Raw genomic sequence first — 19634 nt, 5'->3', positions numbered from 1 at the left:
AGGCTATTCGAAGGGGTAGGTTTGCTGGACAATGTCGTGTGAACCTCAACTGACAAAACGTTTGGGTGTTCACCAACGTGTAACTTATTTATTTGGGTAAGCTTTTAATGAAAACTTTTACAGCTAAACCAGAAACCGTAAAACGCGACTGGTATGTTGTTGACGCGACCGGTAAAACTCTGGGCCGTCTGGCTTCCGAACTGGCTCTGCGCCTGCGCGGTAAGCACAAAGCGGAATACACTCCGCACGTAGATACCGGTGATTACATCATCGTTCTGAACGCTGACAAAGTTGCTGTAACCGGCAACAAGCGTACTGACAAAGTGTACTATCACCACACCGGCCACATCGGTGGTATCAAACAAGCGACCTTTGAAGAGATGATTGCTCGCCGTCCTGAGCGTGTGCTTGAAATCGCGGTTAAAGGCATGCTGCCAAAAGGCCCGCTGGGTCGTGCTATGTTCCGTAAACTGAAAGTTTACGCTGGCAACGAGCACAACCACGCGGCACAGCAACCGCAAGTTCTTGACATCTAATCGGGATTATAGGCAATGGCTGAAAATCAATACTACGGCACTGGTCGCCGCAAAAGTTCCGCAGCTCGCGTTTTCATCAAACCGGGCAGTGGTAAAATCGTAATCAACCAACGTTCTCTGGAACAGTACTTCGGTCGTGAAACTGCCCGCATGGTAGTTCGTCAGCCGCTGGAACTGGTCGACATGGTTGAGAAACTGGATCTGTACATCACTGTTAAAGGTGGTGGTATCTCTGGTCAGGCTGGTGCGATCCGTCACGGTATCACCCGCGCTCTGATGGAGTACGACGAGTCCCTGCGTGGCGAACTGCGTAAAGCTGGCTTCGTTACCCGTGATGCTCGTCAGGTTGAACGTAAGAAAGTCGGTCTGCGTAAAGCACGTCGTCGTCCTCAGTTCTCCAAACGTTAATTGTATTCTGCTTCGGCAGACGACAATTTGCGAAAAAACCCGCTTCGGCGGGTTTTTTTATCGTTATTTCTCGCCGTAGAACCACGGCAATCCGCTAATTGCCACCTCTTTTTCCCCATTTCAAGAATCGACTCACCACAACGGTCACAAAATCTGGTAAACTATCATCCAATTTTCTGCCCAAATGTCCGGTATCGCTCATTTTTTGTTTGTATTTTGAACAGCAATGACTTTCCGAGCCTGGGTGACATCACTTCTGGCTGGCCACTGAGTGGCTGGTAGCAGTAAAAATTCTGAATATACCTGGAGGTTTTCATGGCTGTCGCTGCCAACAAACGTTCGGTAATGACGCTGTTTTCTGGTCCTACTGACATCTATAGCCATCAGGTCCGCATTGTGCTGGCTGAAAAAGGTGTTAGTTTCGAGATTGAGCATGTGGAGAAGGACAATCCACCTCAGGATCTGATCGACCTCAACCCGAATCAGAGCGTACCGACACTGGTGGATCGTGAGCTGACCCTGTGGGAATCTCGCATCATTATGGAATATCTGGATGAGCGTTTCCCGCATCCACCGCTGATGCCGGTTTACCCGGTTGCGCGTGGTGAAAGCCGCCTGTACATGCAGCGTATTGAAAAAGACTGGTACACGCTGATGAACGTCATCGTGAACGGGTCTGCTTCTGAAGCCGAAGTCGCGCGTAAGCGTCTGCGCGAAGAACTGCTGGCAATTGCGCCGGTATTTGGTCAGAAACCTTACTTCCTGAGCGATGAGTTCAGCCTGGTAGATTGCTATCTGGCGCCGCTGCTGTGGCGTTTACCGCAGCTGGGTATTGAATTCAACGGTGCAGGTTCGAAAGAACTGAAAGGGTACATGACTCGCGTCTTTGAACGTGACTCTTTCCTGGCTTCTCTGACTGAGCCTGAACGTGAAATGCGTCTGGGCCGGGGTTAACCTGTATGGATTTGCCACAGCTAACACCACGCCGTCCGTATCTGCTGCGCGCATTCTATGAGTGGTTGTTAGACAACCAGCTCACGCCGCATCTGGTGGTGGATGTGACGCTCCAGGACGTGCAGGTTCCGATGGAATATGCACGTGACGGGCAAATTGTTCTGAACATTGCACCGCGTGCGGTGGGCAATCTGGAGTTGGCTAACGACGAAGTGCGCTTTAACGCGCGCTTTGGTGGTGTGCCGCGTCAGGTTTCAGTGCCGCTGGCTGCCGTCCTGGCAATTTATGCTCGTGAAAATGGCGCCGGTACGATGTTCGAACCGGAAGCCGCCTACGACGAAGATGTCGCCAGCTTAAATGATGACGACAACGACGCGTCTGGTTTTGAGAGTGAAACGGTCATGTCGGTCATTGATGGCGATAAGCCTGACAATGGCGACGACAATGAACCAGATGACACACCGCCGCCACCTCGCGGTGGGCGTCCAGCGCTGCGCGTAGTGAAATAAATAGTGAAATAAAAAAACAGGCCCTTTGGGGCCTGTTCTGTTTTCTGGTTTCGGGATCAGTAAAACAGCGCGATGGTGACTATCATATTCACCACAAATCCCACCGCCATTGGGATGGCTGTACGTTTTACCACCTCAAAGGGCGACACGCCGGCAATACCCGACGTCACCACAATGACCGCGGTAATGGGTGACACCGCTCTGGCGAGCGTAGTAGCAAAATGCATCGGCATAATCATCACTACCGCAGGAATATGCAGCCCGGCGGCAATATCCGGAATCAGGCTGGCAAAAGACATGAATGGCGCGTTGCCTGATCCCATGACGATCGCGCAGGCGGCGATGACCACGGCCATGATGATCATCACGCCGATGCCGCCAAGGCCGGAATGCTCTGCACCTTTTATCACGGCGTCGACAGTGCCGATTGTCGTTAACCCTTTCGCAAAGATCTCCCCGGCAACCACCAGCGTGACAACGTTGGCGAACTGCGTCCCCATACCGTCAAAAAAAGCCTGCACATCATCCATCGTTTCGCGCAGATCATGTTTATGCAGGAATTGAACAAACATCGTGAGCGTCATGCTCATCAGCATTACCACCACCAGATTCAGCTCTGCTTTCATTAGCCCCATCTGTGCCAGGGCAAGCGAGCCCAGCATCAGGATCAGCGGCATGACGGGTAAAATGGCGTAATAGAGTGGAGGTACGTTTTCCAGTGCTTTTTGTTCAGTGAATCCGTTGTAGTCCGGTACTGTTTTTTTATCAAATTGCCGCTGAACGAAAAAATGCGCAATGGCGACGGCGATGATGACGCACGATGCGACGGGTAACTGATAATGAAAGAAGTAGGTGGCGATTTTCATACCTGCGACCTGCGCGGCAAAAATCGAGTTGGTTTCCAGAATGCCCCATTCAATGGACATTGAGGTAGCAATGACGGCCACCGCAGACAAACGGCTCACGCCAAGGCTGACCAGCGTTGGGAACAGCGTCACCATCAGCAGCATACCTAACCCGGATGCACTGGTAATGAACTGCGCCATGATCTGACCAATCACATAAGTGGCGGCAAGAACAACATAGGGTGAGCGGATTAGCTTAAGCGGACGGCTTAACAGGCTAACCATCGCTCTGCTGGCTCCCATTCTGTCCATATAACGGGCATAACCGCCCACTGCCATGATGGATAACCCCAGTCCGGCCGCCCGATTGGAGAGCATACGCAGAATTTCGTTGTAAATATCGATCAGCAGATAGCCGCTGCTCTTGTCGTCAGCGACCAGCGCGCCGTAGCCCAGCCAGACACCGCAGATCATCAGGAATATCCCCGCGGCCGCCAGCACGACCTGCGGTTTGTAGTTTTTGAGGATCAGGTAACCCATCGTTAATAAAACGATAACAGAAATAATGATGCCGAACATTGTTTCACTCCATGCCAGAGAAGAAGATAAATCCGGTAATAACGCTGTTATGTAAACGGATGTTATATTTTTTTGAGCGTTTTTTATGGAGTGGATATCTTGTTTTTAATTCGATCTTTAAATTATTTATCGTTATAAAATAGATGGTTATGATAATTTGTCATGTTCATATTCATAAATTTCAAAAAGTGAATAGAGTGCCGTTAAATTAAATATATGCAGAATGATTAAACTGAATAAAATATATTTATTGCAGATATGACCAATAAGCTGTTCAGCCCGAATGACCATCATTTCACCCTGCTTTCGATCCTGTGATAGGATAAACCCGCTGTTGTTTGTTACCACGACTTAGCTGAATGGGCCCTATGAACGCATTTGATTCGCAAGCTGAAGACTCTCCATCCGCCATTGGCCGTAGCTTACGCAATCGCCCGCTGGCGCGTAAAAAACTGTCTGAAATGGTTGAAGAAGAACTGGAGCAGATGATTCGTCGTCGGGAATTTGGCGAGGGCGAACAGTTGCCGTCTGAGCGAGAGCTGATGACCTTCTTTAACGTGGGCCGTCCTTCTGTACGAGAAGCGCTGGCGGCGTTAAAGCGCAAAGGTCTGGTACAAATCAACAACGGTGAGCGCGCCCGCGTTTCGCGTCCTTCTGCTGATACTATTATCAGCGAGCTCTCTGGTATGGCGAAAGATTTCCTCGCGCATCCCGGCGGCATTGCCCACTTCGAACAGCTGCGATTGTTCTTTGAATCCAGCCTGGTACGATATGCCGCCGAACATGCGACGGACGAGCAAATCGACAAACTGGCGAAGGCGCTGGAGATCAACAGTCAGTCGCTCGATGACAATGCGTTGTTCATTCGCTCGGACGTTGATTTTCACCGCGTACTGGCGGAGATCCCGGGCAATCCCATCTTTATGGCGATCCACGTCGCGCTGCTGGATTGGCTGATTGCCGCACGTCCGACCGTCCCTGATCGGGAATTGTACGAGCATAATAGTGTGAGTTATCAACAACATATTTCTATTGTTGAGGCTATTCGTCAGCATGATCCTGATGAAGCCGACCGCGCATTACAAGAACATCTCAACAGCGTTTCTGCCACCTGGCACGCCCTCAGTAAAAACAAAAAATTGCGTAAGTGATCGCGATCCCGACGATCGTTTAAACACAAAATCATTCAAGTTGCATCAATGCGGCAAGAGAGCGAGCACCCTGGAGCATAGATAACTATGTGACAGGGGTGATCGAACGCAGCCAACGCAGAGGCGGCTCGAAGGATGAAGTGTTTAGTGAGGTAGATCGCAATATAAGCGTTCTGTATTGTATTGCTGCTTATTTGATCTGGTATAACAGGTATAAAGGTATGTAGTCAGATAACACTAATCATCCTCAGAGGTCGTTATGGCAAGAAATTTAAAAGGCGTAATGCCAGCGTTGTTAACTCCATTCGATAACCAACAGAAACTGGACATCGAGAGCTTGCGCCGTCTGGTGCGTTTCAATATTGGGCAGGGAATAGATGGGCTGTATGTCGGTGGCTCAACGGGTGAGGCCTTTGTCCAAAACCGCGCTGAAAGAGAGCAGGTACTGGAAATTGTTGCCGAAGAAGCAAAAGGCAAGGTGACGCTGATCGCCCACGTCGGCACAGTGAGTACCGAAGAGAGCCAGCAGCTGGCGAGCGCTGCGCATCGCTACGGGTTTGATGCGGTTTCGGCTGTCACGCCATTTTACTATCCGTTCAGCTTTGAAGAGCACTGCGATCACTACCGCGCAATTATTGATTCCGCCGATGGCTTACCGATGGTGGTCTATAACATCCCGGCACTGAGCGGCGTAAAACTGACGCTGGATCAGATCAACACGCTGGTGACGTTGCCGGGCGTTGGTGCGCTGAAGCAAACCTCAGGCGATCTCTATCAGATGGAACAGATCCGCCGCGCTCACCCCGATCTGGTGCTTTACAACGGCTATGATGAGATCTTCGCTTCTGGTCTGTTGGCGGGTGCAGATGGAGGTATCGGTAGTACCTACAACATCATGGGATGGCGTTACCAGGGAATTGTGAAAGCGCTCAAAGAAGGCGACATCCGGACGGCACAAAAGCTGCAAACCGAGTGCAATAAGGTTATCGATCTGCTCATTAAAGTTGGCGTGTTCCGCGGCCTGAAAACGGTACTGCACTATATGGACGTGGTTTCTGTTCCGCTGTGCCGTAAACCATTTGCCCCGGTAGATGAACAATATTTGCCGGAACTGAAAGCGCTGGCAAACCAACTGCTGGCGGAAAAGGCGTAATCGCGGGTCGCCGGGGCGCTTCGCTTGCCCGGCCTGAATATTTCGACCGTGGCCGGATAAGGCAAAGCCGCCATCCGGCTCAACAACAAAGATCGTCGGGAGAGTAAAATGAGTACTTCTACCCAGAGCATCCCGTGGTATCGCCATCTCAATCGGGCTCAATGGCGGGCATTTTCCGCCGCCTGGCTGGGATATTTGCTTGATGGTTTTGATTTTGTATTAATCGCCCTTGTACTGACAGAAGTACAAGGCGAATTCGGACTGACGACGGTGCAGGCGGCCAGTCTGATCTCCGCCGCCTTTATCTCCCGCTGGTTTGGCGGATTAATGCTGGGGGCGATGGGTGACCGTTACGGACGTCGCCTGGCGATGGTCACCAGCATCATTCTGTTCTCAGTGGGGACGCTGGCCTGTGGCTTCGCACCGGGCTACACCACTATGTTTATCGCCCGCCTGGTTATCGGTATGGGAATGGCCGGCGAGTACGGTTCCAGCGCGACTTATGTTATTGAAAGCTGGCCTAAGCATCTGCGAAATAAAGCCAGTGGCTTCCTGATTTCCGGTTTCTCCGTTGGCGCGGTGATCGCCGCGCAGGTCTACAGCCTGGTGGTTCCGGTCTGGGGATGGCGCGCGCTGTTCTTCATCGGCATTCTGCCAATTATCTTCGCCCTCTGGCTGCGTAAAAATATCCCGGAAGCGGAAGACTGGAAAGAGAAACACGAAGGCAAAGCGCCGGTGCGCACGATGGTGGACGTACTCTACCGGGGCGAACATCGGGTTATCAATATTCTGATGACCCTCGCCGCCGCGACCGCGCTGTGGTTTTGCTTTGCAGGCAACCTGCAAAATGCAGCTATCGTAGCGGTCCTTGGCCTGATATGTGCTTTTATTTTCATTAGCTTTATGGTGCAAAGCAGCGGGAAGCGCTGGCCGACAGGCGTCATGCTAATGGTGGTCGTGCTGTTCGCCTTCCTCTATTCATGGCCTATTCAGGCGTTGTTGCCAACCTATCTGAAAACCGAACTGGCTTATGATCCGCACACGGTTGCCAATGTCCTGTTCTTTAGCGGATTTGGCGCGGCGGTCGGTTGTTGCGTCGGTGGTTTTCTTGGTGACTGGCTGGGCACGCGCAAGGCCTACGTTTGCAGTCTGCTGGCTTCACAGTTGCTGATTATTCCGGTATTTGCGATTGGCGGCTCAAACGTCTGGGTGCTGGGTTTGCTGCTGTTTTTCCAGCAAATGCTTGGTCAAGGGATCTCCGGGATCTTACCAAAACTGATTGGCGGCTATTTCGATACCGACCAGCGTGCGGCTGGTCTGGGCTTCACCTACAACGTGGGTGCGCTGGGCGGGGCTTTGGCGCCGATCATCGGGGCGCTGATTGCGCAGCGTCTGGATCTGGGCACTGCGCTGGGATCGCTCTCTTTCGGCCTGACATTTGTGGTTATCCTGCTGATTGGTCTCGATATGCCGTCCCGCGTACAGCGCTGGCTACGTCCTGAAGCGATACGTACGCATGATGCCATTGATGGTCGACCGTTTAGCGGGGCTGTGCCGTTCGGCGGTGACAAAAGCACCATGATGAAATCCAAAAGTTAATCCGATTGCCCGGTGTTGAACCGGGCAATTAACGTAAAGGAAGAAGTATGTCGTTATTTGAGCAACGGGATAAAAAGCGTATCACCGCGATGCAGAAGGCGGTGTCATGACTACGTTGGCGATTGATATCGGCGGTACCAAACTGGCAGCCGCGCTGGTAGACAGTAATCTGCAAATTCGCGAGCGGCGTGAATTGCCGACGCCCGCCAGCAAAACGCCGGAGGCGCTGCGCGCTGCACTGCAAGCACTCGTTGCGCCGCTACAGGGGCAGGCTGTCCACGTCGCGATTGCCTCCACCGGTATTATCCGCGAGGGCACACTACTGGCGATAAACCCGCTCAATCTTGGCGGGCTTATGCACTTCCCGCTGGTACAAACCTTAAAAGAGCTGACCGGTTTGCCGACCATGGCGGTTAATGATGCGCAAGCGGCGGCCTGGGCTGAACATCATGCGCTTGGAGGCGAGTACGGCGATATGGTGTTTATTACCGTCTCCACCGGCGTGGGCGGCGGGGTGGTGAGCGAGGGAAAACTGCTGACCGGAATCAACGGTTTGGCAGGACATCTCGGACATACGCTGGCTGACCCGCATGGGCCAGTATGCGGCTGCGGGCGCGTGGGCTGTGTCGAGGCGATCGCTTCCGGTCGAGGGATCGCGGCTGCAGCCGAAGGTACGCTTGCTGGATGCGATGCCAAAACCATTTTTAGCCGCGCCGGGCAAGGAGATGAGCAGGCAAGACACTTGATCCATCGTTCAGCGCGTACTTTGGCAAGGCTTGTCGCCGATGTGAAGGCTACGACCGATTGCCAGATTGTGGTGATTGGTGGCAGCGTTGGGCTGGCTGAAGGATATCTGGCGCTGGTTGAACATTATCTGGCACAAGAGCCTTTGGTCTATCACGTGGAATTACTGGCAGCGCATTACCGTCATGACGCTGGTTTACTGGGGGCCGCGCTGTTGGCCCAGGGAGATTGATTATGATGTCAGATGAGTTGCGTTCACTGCCTTCTGCCGGATTACATCCGGTCTTGCAGCAGGCATTAACGCTTGCCATTGCGGCGAATCCTCAGAAGAAGACCCCAGGGAGCTACGCCTTGCAGGGCGATACTATTTTTATGAATGTCATGCAGTTTGCGACGCAGAGCCCAGAACAAAAGAAAGCGGAACTGCATCAGCAGTACATTGATATTCAGGTGCTATTGTCCGGTGAAGAACGCATTCTGTTCGGGATGACCGATTCTGCTCGCCAGTGCGATGAGATGCATGTTGAGGATGACTATCAGCTGTGCAGCGAGATTGCCGATGAGCAGGCGCTCGTACTGAAGCCGGGAAGATTTGCGATTTTTATGCCGGGCGAACCGCATAAACCAGGCTGTATGGTGGGGGAGCCGGGGGAAATCAAAAAGGTAGTGATTAAGGTACACGCCAGCTTATTACAAGCCTGACAGACCGTGTCGGATGGCAAGGCTTGCGCCATCCGACACTGGATAGAACAACCTAGCGCTTAAACGTTACCGCTTCCGGCTGTGTCAGATGCAGCGTGGTCTGGCTTGGCACCGTTTCAGCAATGACTCGCCCGTGACGAATGGAATAACGTGCAGGCGTCTGGCGACGAACCGCGTCAAACCCATTTTCTGCCGCTAAAATCACCAGATTTCCGGAGTTCCCCACGTTCAGACCGTAATCCTGCAGGTGCAGGGTTTTCGCACTGTGGGTAGTGACCAGGTTCAGACCATCGTTGATCTGTCCGTATCCCATCAGCTGACACACGTGTAATCCCATATGCAGTACCTGCAGCATATTCGCGGTGCCCAGCGGATACCACGGATCGAAGACGTCATCATGGCCGAAGCAGACGTTGATCTCCGCTTCCAGCATCTCTTTGACGCGCGTTACACCGCGACGTTTAGGATACGTATCAAAGCGCCCTTGCAGGTGAATATTTACCAGTGGATTCGCGACAAAGTTAATGCCGGACATTTTCAACAGGCGAAAGAGTCGGGAAGCATAGGCGCCGTTATAGGAATGCATTGCCGTGGTATGGCTGGCGGCCACGCGGTCGCCCATATTGTCGCGATGGGCCAGTGCCGCAACGGTTTCAACAAAGCGTGACTGCTCATCGTCAATTTCGTCGCAGTGCACATCGATAAGTCGGTCATATTTCTGCGCCAGAGCGAAAATTTTGTGCAGCGACTCAACGCCATATTCACGCGTAAATTCAAAGTGGGGGATCGCGCCAATGACGTCGGCACCCAAACGCACGGCTTCCTCTAATAGCGCTTCACCGTTGGAGTAAGAAAGAATGCCCTCTTGCGGGAAGGCGACAATTTGCAGCTCTATCCACGGTGCGACTTCTTGCTTCACCTCCAGCATGGCTTTCAGCGCCGTCAGCGTCGGATCGGAAACGTCAACGTGCGTGCGGACATGCTGGATGCCGTTGGCCATCTGCCACTTCAGGGTCTGCATGGCGCGCGCTTTGACGTCTTCGTGCGTGAGCATTGCCTTACGTTCGGCCCAGCGTTCAATGCCTTCAAATAACGTACCAGACTGGTTCCAGCTCGGCTCGCCTGCGGTTTGCGTGGTGTCCAGATGGATATGTGGCTCAACGAACGGTGGAATGGCTAAGCCACCTTCGGCATCAAGTACTTCTCCCTGCGGCAATGTGGCGGTGTCCTGTGGCTCAATCCGGCTGAAGCGCCCGTTTTCAATCGTGAGCTGCCACAATCCTTCGCGTCCCTGTAAACGTGCCTGACAAAGGGTGATGTTATTATTCTGCATGGCTGACCTCTGGTGATTTAGCAAGGCTGCGATTAAAAAGTGGATTCAGCAGGATATAACTGAATACGCCGCCAAGTACGGCGTTGACGGGCACAATACCGGGAATATAGTGGCCTGCGGCAATGCCCAATGCAACGGACAGGATAGCTATCCAGTTTACGGAAATAAATTGCGCTTTGCTGAAGTCTGCATAACGGCGATGGTTTAGCAGATAGTCGGCGATGATCACTCCGCCAATGGGAGGAATTGCTGCCGACAGAAAGGTCAGCCAGCCGACAAAGTTATTGTAAAGCCATAGCGCGCACAATGTGCCGATAATACCGTTAGCCACCGACAGCGAACGGCTGGAAAGGCCGGTAATATTGGCAAAACCCAGGCCTGAGGCGTACAGCGCATTGTCGTTGGTAGTCCAGATATTCAGGCCGAGCACTACAATCGCGGGCAGCAGCAGTCCCTGGGCAATCATCACGTCGGAGATATCCGCCTGTCCAACAGCGGCGGCACCCGCCGCGCCGAAGATAAACATCAGAGAGTTACCAAGGAAAAACGCCACCATGGCAATCAGCACCGCGCCTTTGGCGTTGCGACCAAAGCGAACGAAGTCGGCGGTTAATGTTCCTGCGCTGACAAACGAGCCGACCACCAGCGCCAGGGCGGTGGAGAAATTCAGCGGTGTCTGCGGCACTATCGCTTTTAAATGGTCTAAACCGCCGACATCACTCACCGCCAGCCAGACGGAGTAGCTGCCAAGAACGACGATGGCGGGGACGGCGATAATAGATAAAACGGTCAGCGCCGAGATGCCAAAAAAGATGGTCATAGTCATCAACAGACCGGAAACTGCAATCAGGATATTGACGTCAATTCCCGTCGCTTTGCCCACCGGGATAGCAAACATGGCCACACCCACGCCAAACCAGCCTACCTGCGTACCGCCTAACAGCAGTGAGGGAAGCCATGAACCTTTCACACCAAATGAGTAACGCGCCAGAAGGTGGGTTGAGAGCCCTGTTTTTGCGCCGATAAAACCGAGAAATGCAGTGTAAATACCGAGGAGAAGATTACCGAAGAGAACTGCCAGGAAGAAATCATTATAAGAAAGACCGGTACCGAGTGTGCCACCGGTCCACATACTGGCGGAAAAAAATGTGAGACCCAACATGACAAATGTTAGTGGAACCACGCCTTTCCGCGCCGCCAGAGGGACGGGGCCCTGGCTATAATTGTTGTCCTGCGACACAACGCCTCCATGAATTTTGCCCAAAAAATCCGCCGCATAATATACAGTTCTTAGAATAAAGCAAACGATTACGTATAATCTTTACATGGTTTTTATTCATGAGGTTGATGATTGCGTTGATTTTTGGGCTCGACATTTTTAACCAATAAGAAGCGGACAAACGCCGACCAGGGTAGTGGAAAAGATTAAGTGTTACGCCAAATGGTAAGATTCTGCAGACACTGTCTGCGGAATTTCAATGTACTGAATATACAGCTGTATTTGTGAGCGGTTTTCGAAAAATGATACCGCATGTATTTAGTGGAGGAATATTGGCTCCCCAGCTATCAGCGTCAGGGGAGCCAAAAGTATTACACTTCCAGGTAGTTCAGAATCCCGTCTGCCGCTTTACGACCTTCGGCTATCGCGGTGACTACCAGATCCGAACCGCGCACGATGTCGCCACCGGCGAAGATTTTCGGGTTGCTGGTCTGGAAAGCGTTATCGCTACGTTCCGGGGCAATAATGCGGCCCTGTGAATCCAGCTCGACGCTGTGCTCTTTCAGCCACTCCATGCTGTGTGGGCGGAAACCAAACGCCAGGACCACCGCATCAGCCGGAACAACGTGCTCGGATCCAGCGACGATCTCCGCACGGCGGCGCCCCTTCGCATCCGGTTCGCCCATTTCAGTGCGCGCCATTTTCACGCCGCACACTTTCCCGTTGGCATTCACTTCCACACCTAAAGGCTGGACGTTGAACTGGAACTCGACGCCTTCTTCACGCGCATTTTTTACTTCGCGTTTGGAACCCGGCATGTTCTCTTCGTCGCGACGATAGGCGCAGATAACGTGCGATGCTTCCTGACGTACGGAGGTGCGCACGCAGTCCATCGCGGTATCGCCACCGCCGAGCACGACGACACGTTTGCCTTCCATGCTGATGTATGGCTCGTTGCTGCTTTCGCCAAAGCCCATCAACTGTTTGGTATTGGCAATCAGGAACGGCAGGGCATCAAACACGCCATCAGCGTCTTCGTTTTCCAGCCCGCCGCGCATCGACTGATAGGTACCGACACCAAGGAACACGGCGTCGTAATCCTTCAGCAAGTCGTTGAGCTGAACGTCGCGGCCCACTTCCACGTTCAGTTTGAACTCAATGCCCATACCGGTGAAGATTTCACGGCGCCGGGTCATGACCTCTTTTTCCAGCTTGAAGGCCGGGATACCAAAGGTCAGCAGGCCGCCGATTTCCGGGTGACGGTCAAATACCACTGCCTTCACGCCGTTGCGGGTTAGCACATCAGCACAGGCCAGGCCCGCCGGACCCGCACCGATAATTGCCACGCGCTTGTCCGTCTGGCGAACGCCGGTCATATCCGGACGCCAGCCCATCTCGAAGGCTTTATCATTGATATAGCGCTCGATATTGCCGATAGTTACTGCGCCAAACTCATCGTTCAGCGTACAGGATCCTTCACACAGTCGATCCTGCGGGCATACACGGCCACAGACTTCCGGCAAGGTGTTGGTCTGGTGCGACAATTCTGCCGCTTCAAAAATACGTCCCTCATTCGCCAACTTCAGCCAGTTCGGGATGTAGTTATGCACCGGGCACTTCCACTCGCAGTACGGGTTACCGCAGGACAGGCAGCGATCTGCCTGCGCTTTGGCCTGGCCTTCGGAAAACGGCTCGTAGATCTCGATAAATTCGATCTTACGGATCTTCAGCGGCTTCTTCGGCGGATCAACACGCTGCAGGTCGATAAATTGGTATACGTTCTGACTCATTGCTGCTACCCCTTACTGCGCCTGCACACGCAGCTCTGCTGCGCTACGACTACGGTGACCCAACAGTGCTTTCACATCACTGGATTTTGGTTTTACCAGCGCGAATTTCGCCGAGAATGCTGGCCAGTTCGCCAGGATCTCTTCGCCGTGAGAAGAGCCGGTATGCTGTACGTGCTCGGTAATCAGGCCGCGCAGGTGCTCTTCGTGGATCGCCAGCGAGTCCACGCTCAGCACTTCGACCAGTTCCGGGTTTACGCGTTTGCGGAATTCACCGTCTTCGTCGAGCACGTAGGCGAATCCGCCGGTCATGCCCGCGCCAAAGTTAACGCCGGTTTTGCCGAGAATACAGACGATGCCGCCGGTCATGTATTCACAGCCGTTGTCGCCAATACCTTCAACCACGGTGATAGCGCCGGAGTTACGCACCGCAAAGCGCTCACCCGCACGACCCGCAGCAAACAGGCGGCCACCGGTGGCGCCATACAGACAGGTGTTACCGATGATACTCGCCTCATGGCTACGGAAAGCAGAGCCAACAGGAGGGCGCACCGCCAGCAGGCCGCCCGCCATGCCTTTACCGACATAGTCGTTGGCATCGCCGGTCAGATACAGCTCCACGCCGCCCGCGTTCCACACGCCAAAGCTCTGGCCTGCAGTACCGCTGAAGTGCGCTTTGATCGGATCAGAAGCCAGCCCCTGATCGCCATGCGTCTGAGCGATATAGCCCGACAGCGATGCGCCGACGGAACGGTCGGTGTTGCGGATATCGAACCAGAAGGTTTTGCTCTGGCGCTCGTCGACGAACGGCTTCGCCTGCTGCAACAGCTGGGCGTTCAGCACGCCGTTATCAAACGGCGGGTTGTTCTCGGTGCAATGCAACGCTTTACCCGGATGCGGCTCGGCGGTTTCCAGCAGACGAGACAGCTCCAGCTTTTGCTGTTTGGCGGTAAATCCATCCAGCTCTTTGAGCAGATCAGTGCGGCCAATCAGGTCGACGAGACGGGTTACGCCCAGTTCAGCCATCAGCTCACGCACTTCACGGGCGATGAATTCAAAGTAGTTGGTCACTTTGAACGGCAGGCCGTGATAGTGATTCTTACGTAGTTTGTCGTCCTGAGTTGCCACGCCGGTTGCACAGTTGTTCAGATGGCAAATACGCAGATATTTACAGCCCAGCGCGACCATTGGGCCGGTACCAAAACCGAAGCTCTCTGCACCCAGAATCGCCGCTTTAATGATATCGACGCCGGTTTTCAAACCGCCATCGACCTGCAGACGAATCTTGTGACGCAGACCGTTAGCCACCAGTGCCTGCTGGGTTTCCACCAGACCGAGTTCCCACGGGCAACCGGCGTATTTCACCGATGACAGCGGGCTTGCGCCGGTACCGCCATCGTAGCCGGCGATGGTGATCAGATCCGCATAGGCTTTCGCTACGCCGGTGGCAATAGTGCCCACGCCCGGTTCGGAAACCAGCTTCACCGAGATCATCGCCTTCGGGTTGACCTGTTTCAGGTCGAAAATCAGCTGCGCTAAGTCCTCGATAGAGTAGATATCGTGGTGCGGCGGCGGGGAGATCAGCGTCACGCCCGGTACCGAATAACGCAGTTTGGCGATGTACGGAGTGACTTTGTCGCCCGGTAACTGGCCGCCTTCGCCGGGCTTTGCGCCCTGAGCGACTTTAATCTGAATGACATCTGCGTTGACCAGGTACGCTGGGGTTACGCCAAAGCGACCAGAAGCCACCTGCTTAATCCGCGACACTTTGTTGGTGCCGTAGCGCGCCGGGTCTTCACCGCCTTCGCCGGAGTTGGAATTACCGCCGATGCTGTTCATCGCTTCGGCCAGCGCTTCGTGTGCTTCCGGGCTTAATGCGCCGATAGACATGGCGGCGGTATCAAAGCGCTTAAACAGTTCGGTCGCAGGTTCGACGTCGTTAATACTTACGGCTTCATCGCCAGGTGTAATCGCCAGCAAATCGCGCAGCGTGGCCGCAGGGCGCTCGTTGACCAGCTTTGCATACTCCTGATAGTCGCTGTACTCGCCGCTTTGCACCGCCTGTTGTAGCGTGCGCACCACGTCCGGGTTGTAGGCGTGGTATTCGCCGCCGTGGACGTACTTCAGCAATCCTCCCTGGCTGATGGGCTTACGCGCCAGCCAGGCATGTTTGGAGAGGTTCAGCAGATCCTGCTGGAAGTCGGTAAATCCTGCGCCGCTGATGCGGCTAACCACGCCCTGGAAGCACAACGCAACCACATCATCGTGCAGACCAACGGCTTCAAACAGCTTCGAGCAGCGATAAGAGGCAATGGTCGAGATGCCCATTTTGGACATGATTTTGTACAGACCTTTATTGATGCCGTTACGGTAGTTCAGCATCACGGTCCGGTAATCTTTGGCAATCGCCTGAGTGTCGATCAGACGTCCCAATGTTTCATACGCGAGGTACGGATAGATTGCCGTCGCGCCAAAGCCGAGCAGGACGGCAAAATGGTGCGGGTCACGGGCACTGGCGGTTTCCACGATGATGTTAGCGTCACAGCGCAGGTTTTGTTCTACCAGACGTGTTTGCACTGCGCCCACGGCCATTGGCGCCGGAACCGGCAGGCGGTTTTTGGCGATGTTGCGGTCAGAGAGTACCAGCAGTACCGTGCCGTTGCGCACCATCTGTTCCGCCTTATCACACAATGCTTTGACGGTCTCTTCGAGCGTAGTTTCGGTCACGTCGAAGGTGATATCCAGGCGGTCAGCGCGATAATGCTCCTCTTTCATGGTGGTGAGCTGGGTGAAATCAGAGTACAGCAGGATCGGCGATTTAAAGCTCAGGCGGTGTGCCTGACCTTCAGCTTCGCAGAAGACGTTCATCTCACGACCAATGCTGGTGGCCAGCGACATGACGTGCGCTTCACGCAGCGGGTCGATCGGCGGGTTGGTGACCTGCGCGAACTGCTGGCGGAAGTAGTCATAAATGATGCGTGGCTGGCTGGAGAGCACGGCAAACGGGGTATCGTCACCCATTGAACCGACCGCTTCCTGGCCATTTTCGCCGAGCACGCGGATAACGGAATCCAGCTCTTCAGCGCTGTAGTTAAACTGTTTCTGATAGCTGGCAAGCGTATCGTCGTCCAGCTCACGGCTGCCGACCTGATCGTCAGCCAGGTCTTCGAACGGTACCAGGCGGCGGACGTTTTTCTCCATCCACTCTTTGTACGGATGTCGGCTTTTCAGATCGTCATCGGTTTCGGCGGAGTGCAGAATGCGCCCGCTGCGGGTATCGATAACCATTAGTTCGCCGGGGCCGACGCGGCCTTTCTCTACCACTTCATCCGGCTGATAATCCCAGATCCCGACTTCAGAGGCACAGGTGATCAGCTTGTCTTTGGTGATGACGTAGCGTGCCGGACGCAGGCCGTTACGGTCGAGGTTACAGGCGGCAAAGCGACCGTCGGACATCACGATGCCCGCCGGGCCATCCCACGGTTCCATGTGCATGGAGTTAAAGTCAAAGAACGCACGCAGCTCCGGGTCCATATCCGGATTATTCTGCCATGCCGGTGGAACCAGTAAGCGCATGGCACGGATGATGTCCATCCCGCCTGCCAGCAGCAGTTCCAGCATGTTATCCATCGAACTGGAGTCTGAGCCGGTTTCGTTAACAAACGGCGCGGCGTCGTGCAAATCCGGGATCAACGGGGTCTGGAACTTATAGGTACGCGCGCGAGCCCACTGGCGGTTGCCGGTGATGGTGTTGATTTCACCGTTGTGCGCCAGATAGCGGAACGGCTGCGCCAGCGGCCAGCGCGGTACGGTGTTGGTGGAGAAGCGCTGATGGAACAGGCAGATGGCCGATTCCAGACGCAGGTCTGCGAGGTCCAGGTAGAAGCGCGGCAGATCCGCCGGCATACACAGACCTTTATAGATATTGACCAGATTCGACAAGCTACAGACGTAGAAGTCTTTGTCTTGCAGGAGGCGTTTTTCGATACGACGACGCGCAATGAACAGGCGACGCTCCATATCACGCGGACGCCAGCCCGCAGGGGCGTTAACAAAAATTTGCTCGATACGAGGCAGGGAGGAGAGCGCAATTTCACCGAGAACACCTTCGTTGGTCGGCACGTCGCGCCAGCCGACAATCGACAGGGTTTCCTGCTGTAATTCTTCTTCAACAATGCGACGAGAAGCCGCAGCCAGCTCAGGGTCTTTATTTAAAAAGATCATGCCGACGGCGTAGTTTTTGGCTAAACGCCAGCCGCGCTCTTGCGCCACGATGCGGAAAAAGCGGTCAGGTTTTTGTAACAGCAGGCCGCAACCATCGCCGGTTTTTCCATCGGCAAGAATTGCGCCACGGTGCTGCATACGGGCCAGTGCGTGTATGGCGGTACGCACTACCTTGTGGCTAGGTTCGCCTTCTATGTGGGCGATCAGGCCGAAACCACAGTTATCCCTCTCAAGGGATTTATCGTACAACATATCAGTGAACCTCCCCAGGCTCTGCGGGATCCCCATCTGGACCGTTGCGCACGGGCACACCAAGAGTATGGCGACGGGGTTTGCGTGTCATACGCTTACCTCGCATTCGCCCTCTTTATCCTTTTCGCACAGGTCAAACAAGTTTGAGGACTTGCTTCAGAGGGAATCTCAATAACTGCATAAATATGATGAGCAGGCTGCTCATCCAGAAAGCTTCCAGCGGATTTCCAAGTTATCGGGAATCCACACACAGGTCAAATGGCAATCTTATTTATGCAAAAATGTGCTATAGGACAATTAACTTTATGAAAATGTTGAAATAAAAGGTTTTTTTACATTGATTTAACCCGAGGGGAATACTCTTGGAAGTGTGATCTGTCTCACTGTCAGAAAGGCCTGATATCCCTCGTCCTCCCTTTATTTATCGAGATGTCTGGCATTTTATGCTGGTTTATAAAGTTTCGGCGTCTTAAAGATACTGTTTTTACGCTGAGAGTATAAGAAGATAAAAAAAACCGCTGAATATAAGGAAAAGTAATTAGATTTTTAGTGAATGGAATTTCAATTATTTTGATTTGTTATGCAATAAATAAAGGCTCGCCAGGGCGATTGATCCAGGTCATCGCCGACTGGGGCAAAAAATGGCAGGCTTTGGCCTCTTTTCAAGGCGCGGTCTACCAGATTATGCAGTTACAGAAATTAGTCAATATGTTTGGTGGGGATCTTTCTCGCCGTTATGGACAAAAGGTTCATAAACTCACGCTGCACGGCGGCTTTAGCTGTCCAAATCGTGATGGCACCATCGGACGTGGCGGATGTACTTTCTGTAATGTCGCCTCGTTTGCTGATGAAGCTCAACAGCATCATTCCATTGCCGAGCAGCTTGAGCATCAGGCGCAGTTGGTCAATCGCGCCAGACGCTATCTGGCCTATTTCCAGGCCTATACCAGCACCTTTGCTGAAGTACAGGTGCTGCGTTCGATGTACCAACAGGCCGTCAGCCAGGCCAGCATCGTCGGATTATGTGTTGGCACGCGCCCCGACTGTGTACCGGATGCGGTACTCGATCTGCTTTGTGAGTATAAAGACCTGGGCTATGAGGTATGGCTGGAGCTCGGTCTGCAAACCGCGCATGATAAAACTCTGCACCGTATTAACCGCGGCCATGATTTTGCCTGCTACCAGAACACCACGCGGCTGGCACGCGAGCGCGGACTGAAGGTGTGCTCGCACCTGATTGTGGGTCTGCCGGGAGAAGGGCTGGCAGAATGTCTGCAAACCATGGAGCGTGTGGTGGAGACGGGAGTCGACGGTATTAAGCTGCATCCGCTGCATATCGTGAAAGGCAGTACGATGGCGAAAGCCTGGGAAGCGGGACGGCTGAGCGGCATTGAACTGGACGACTATACGGTTACCGCCGGGGAGATGATCCGCCATACGCCGCCAGAGGTGATTTATCATCGCATTTCCGCCAGCGCGCGTCGCCCAACACTATTGGCACCTCTGTGGTGTGAAAATCGCTGGACCGGGATGGTTGAACTGGATCGTTATCTCAATGTACATGGCGTCCAGGGATCTGCTCTCGGACGACCCTGGAGCCCGCCAACAGCGTAGCGTGATGAGGGAAACCCCGCATTTC

15 protein-coding genes are annotated in these 19634 nt (G+C 53.7%); 10 read left to right on the top strand and 5 right to left on the bottom strand.

The window, feature by feature from the left end; all coding sequences use genetic code 11:
* Positions 1-107: 107 nt before the first annotated feature.
* From rplM to sspB, 4 genes are all read left to right on the top strand, one after another.
* The gene (rplM, locus tag ACU8YC_RS18740) at positions 108-536 is read left to right on the top strand and encodes a 50S ribosomal protein L13 (RefSeq protein ID WP_003025141.1); all 429 of its coding nucleotides are present in this window, start codon (positions 108-110) and stop codon (positions 534-536) included.
* Between the two features lie 15 nt (positions 537-551).
* Entirely contained in the window at positions 552-944 is a 393-nt protein-coding gene (gene rpsI / locus ACU8YC_RS18735) for a 30S ribosomal protein S9 (protein WP_003025138.1), read from the top strand.
* Positions 945-1259: 315 nt separating this feature from the next.
* Positions 1260-1898 (top strand): stringent starvation protein SspA, encoded by a 639-nt coding sequence (gene sspA, locus ACU8YC_RS18730; RefSeq protein WP_003025132.1) that lies wholly within the window; start codon positions 1260-1262, stop codon positions 1896-1898.
* Positions 1899-1903: 5 nt separating this feature from the next.
* Positions 1904-2407, top strand: a complete 504-nt coding sequence (gene sspB, locus ACU8YC_RS18725) for a ClpXP protease specificity-enhancing factor (protein WP_151217882.1) — start codon at positions 1904-1906, stop codon at positions 2405-2407.
* A gap of 56 nt (positions 2408-2463) precedes the next feature.
* On the opposite strand, the gene dcuC is transcribed toward sspB, so the two are convergent.
* Positions 2464-3831, bottom strand: a complete 1368-nt coding sequence (gene dcuC, locus ACU8YC_RS18720; protein ID WP_187253334.1) for an anaerobic C4-dicarboxylate transporter DcuC — start codon at positions 3829-3831, stop codon at positions 2464-2466.
* A 359-nt stretch (positions 3832-4190) separates the two neighbouring features.
* On the opposite strand from dcuC, the gene nanR reads away from it, so the two are divergent.
* The 5 genes from nanR (at position 4191) to nanQ (ending at position 9180) form a co-directional block, all read left to right on the top strand.
* Entirely contained in the window at positions 4191-4982 is a 792-nt protein-coding gene (gene nanR / locus ACU8YC_RS18715) for a transcriptional regulator NanR (RefSeq protein WP_151217881.1), read from the top strand.
* Between the two features lie 259 nt (positions 4983-5241).
* Positions 5242-6135, top strand: a complete 894-nt coding sequence (gene nanA / locus ACU8YC_RS18710; protein WP_121585117.1) for an N-acetylneuraminate lyase — start codon at positions 5242-5244, stop codon at positions 6133-6135.
* Positions 6136-6243: 108 nt separating this feature from the next.
* Complete coding sequence (gene nanT, locus ACU8YC_RS18705; RefSeq protein WP_446895643.1) at positions 6244-7734, top strand: sialic acid transporter NanT; 1491 nt, start codon at positions 6244-6246, stop codon at positions 7732-7734.
* A gap of 106 nt (positions 7735-7840) precedes the next feature.
* Complete coding sequence (gene nanK / locus ACU8YC_RS18700; RefSeq protein ID WP_252838709.1) at positions 7841-8710, top strand: N-acetylmannosamine kinase; 870 nt, start codon at positions 7841-7843, stop codon at positions 8708-8710.
* Positions 8711-8712: 2 nt separating this feature from the next.
* On the top strand, positions 8713-9180 hold the full coding sequence (gene nanQ, locus ACU8YC_RS18695; protein WP_446895642.1) for an N-acetylneuraminate anomerase: 468 nt from the start codon (positions 8713-8715) through the stop codon (positions 9178-9180).
* Between the two features lie 52 nt (positions 9181-9232).
* On the opposite strand, the gene ACU8YC_RS18690 is transcribed toward nanQ, so the two are convergent.
* From ACU8YC_RS18690 to gltB, 4 genes are all read right to left on the bottom strand, one after another.
* Positions 9233-10513, bottom strand: coding sequence for a cytosine deaminase (locus ACU8YC_RS18690; RefSeq protein WP_446895641.1), 1281 nt, complete (start codon positions 10511-10513; stop codon positions 9233-9235).
* The gene (gene codB / locus ACU8YC_RS18685) at positions 10503-11753 is read right to left on the bottom strand and encodes a cytosine permease (protein ID WP_187253332.1); all 1251 of its coding nucleotides are present in this window, start codon (positions 11751-11753) and stop codon (positions 10503-10505) included. The genes ACU8YC_RS18690 and codB overlap by 11 nt, the downstream gene beginning before the upstream one ends.
* 350 nt (positions 11754-12103) lie before the next feature.
* The gene (locus tag ACU8YC_RS18680) at positions 12104-13522 is read right to left on the bottom strand and encodes a glutamate synthase small subunit (protein WP_003025096.1); all 1419 of its coding nucleotides are present in this window, start codon (positions 13520-13522) and stop codon (positions 12104-12106) included.
* A gap of 12 nt (positions 13523-13534) precedes the next feature.
* The gene (gltB, locus tag ACU8YC_RS18675; protein ID WP_187253331.1) at positions 13535-17995 is read right to left on the bottom strand and encodes a glutamate synthase large subunit; all 4461 of its coding nucleotides are present in this window, start codon (positions 17993-17995) and stop codon (positions 13535-13537) included.
* A gap of 684 nt (positions 17996-18679) precedes the next feature.
* Here gltB and ACU8YC_RS18670 point away from each other — a divergent pair.
* Positions 18680-19609: a TIGR01212 family radical SAM protein gene (locus ACU8YC_RS18670; protein ID WP_286543488.1), complete on the top strand. Its 930-nt coding sequence runs from the start codon at positions 18680-18682 to the stop codon at positions 19607-19609.
* Positions 19610-19634: the final 25 nt, after the last annotated feature.

The organism is Citrobacter sp. VF227, assembly GCF_052950715.1.
The sequence above is the reverse complement of the archived record's forward strand: the minus strand, read 5'-3'. Positions and strand labels throughout refer to the sequence as shown.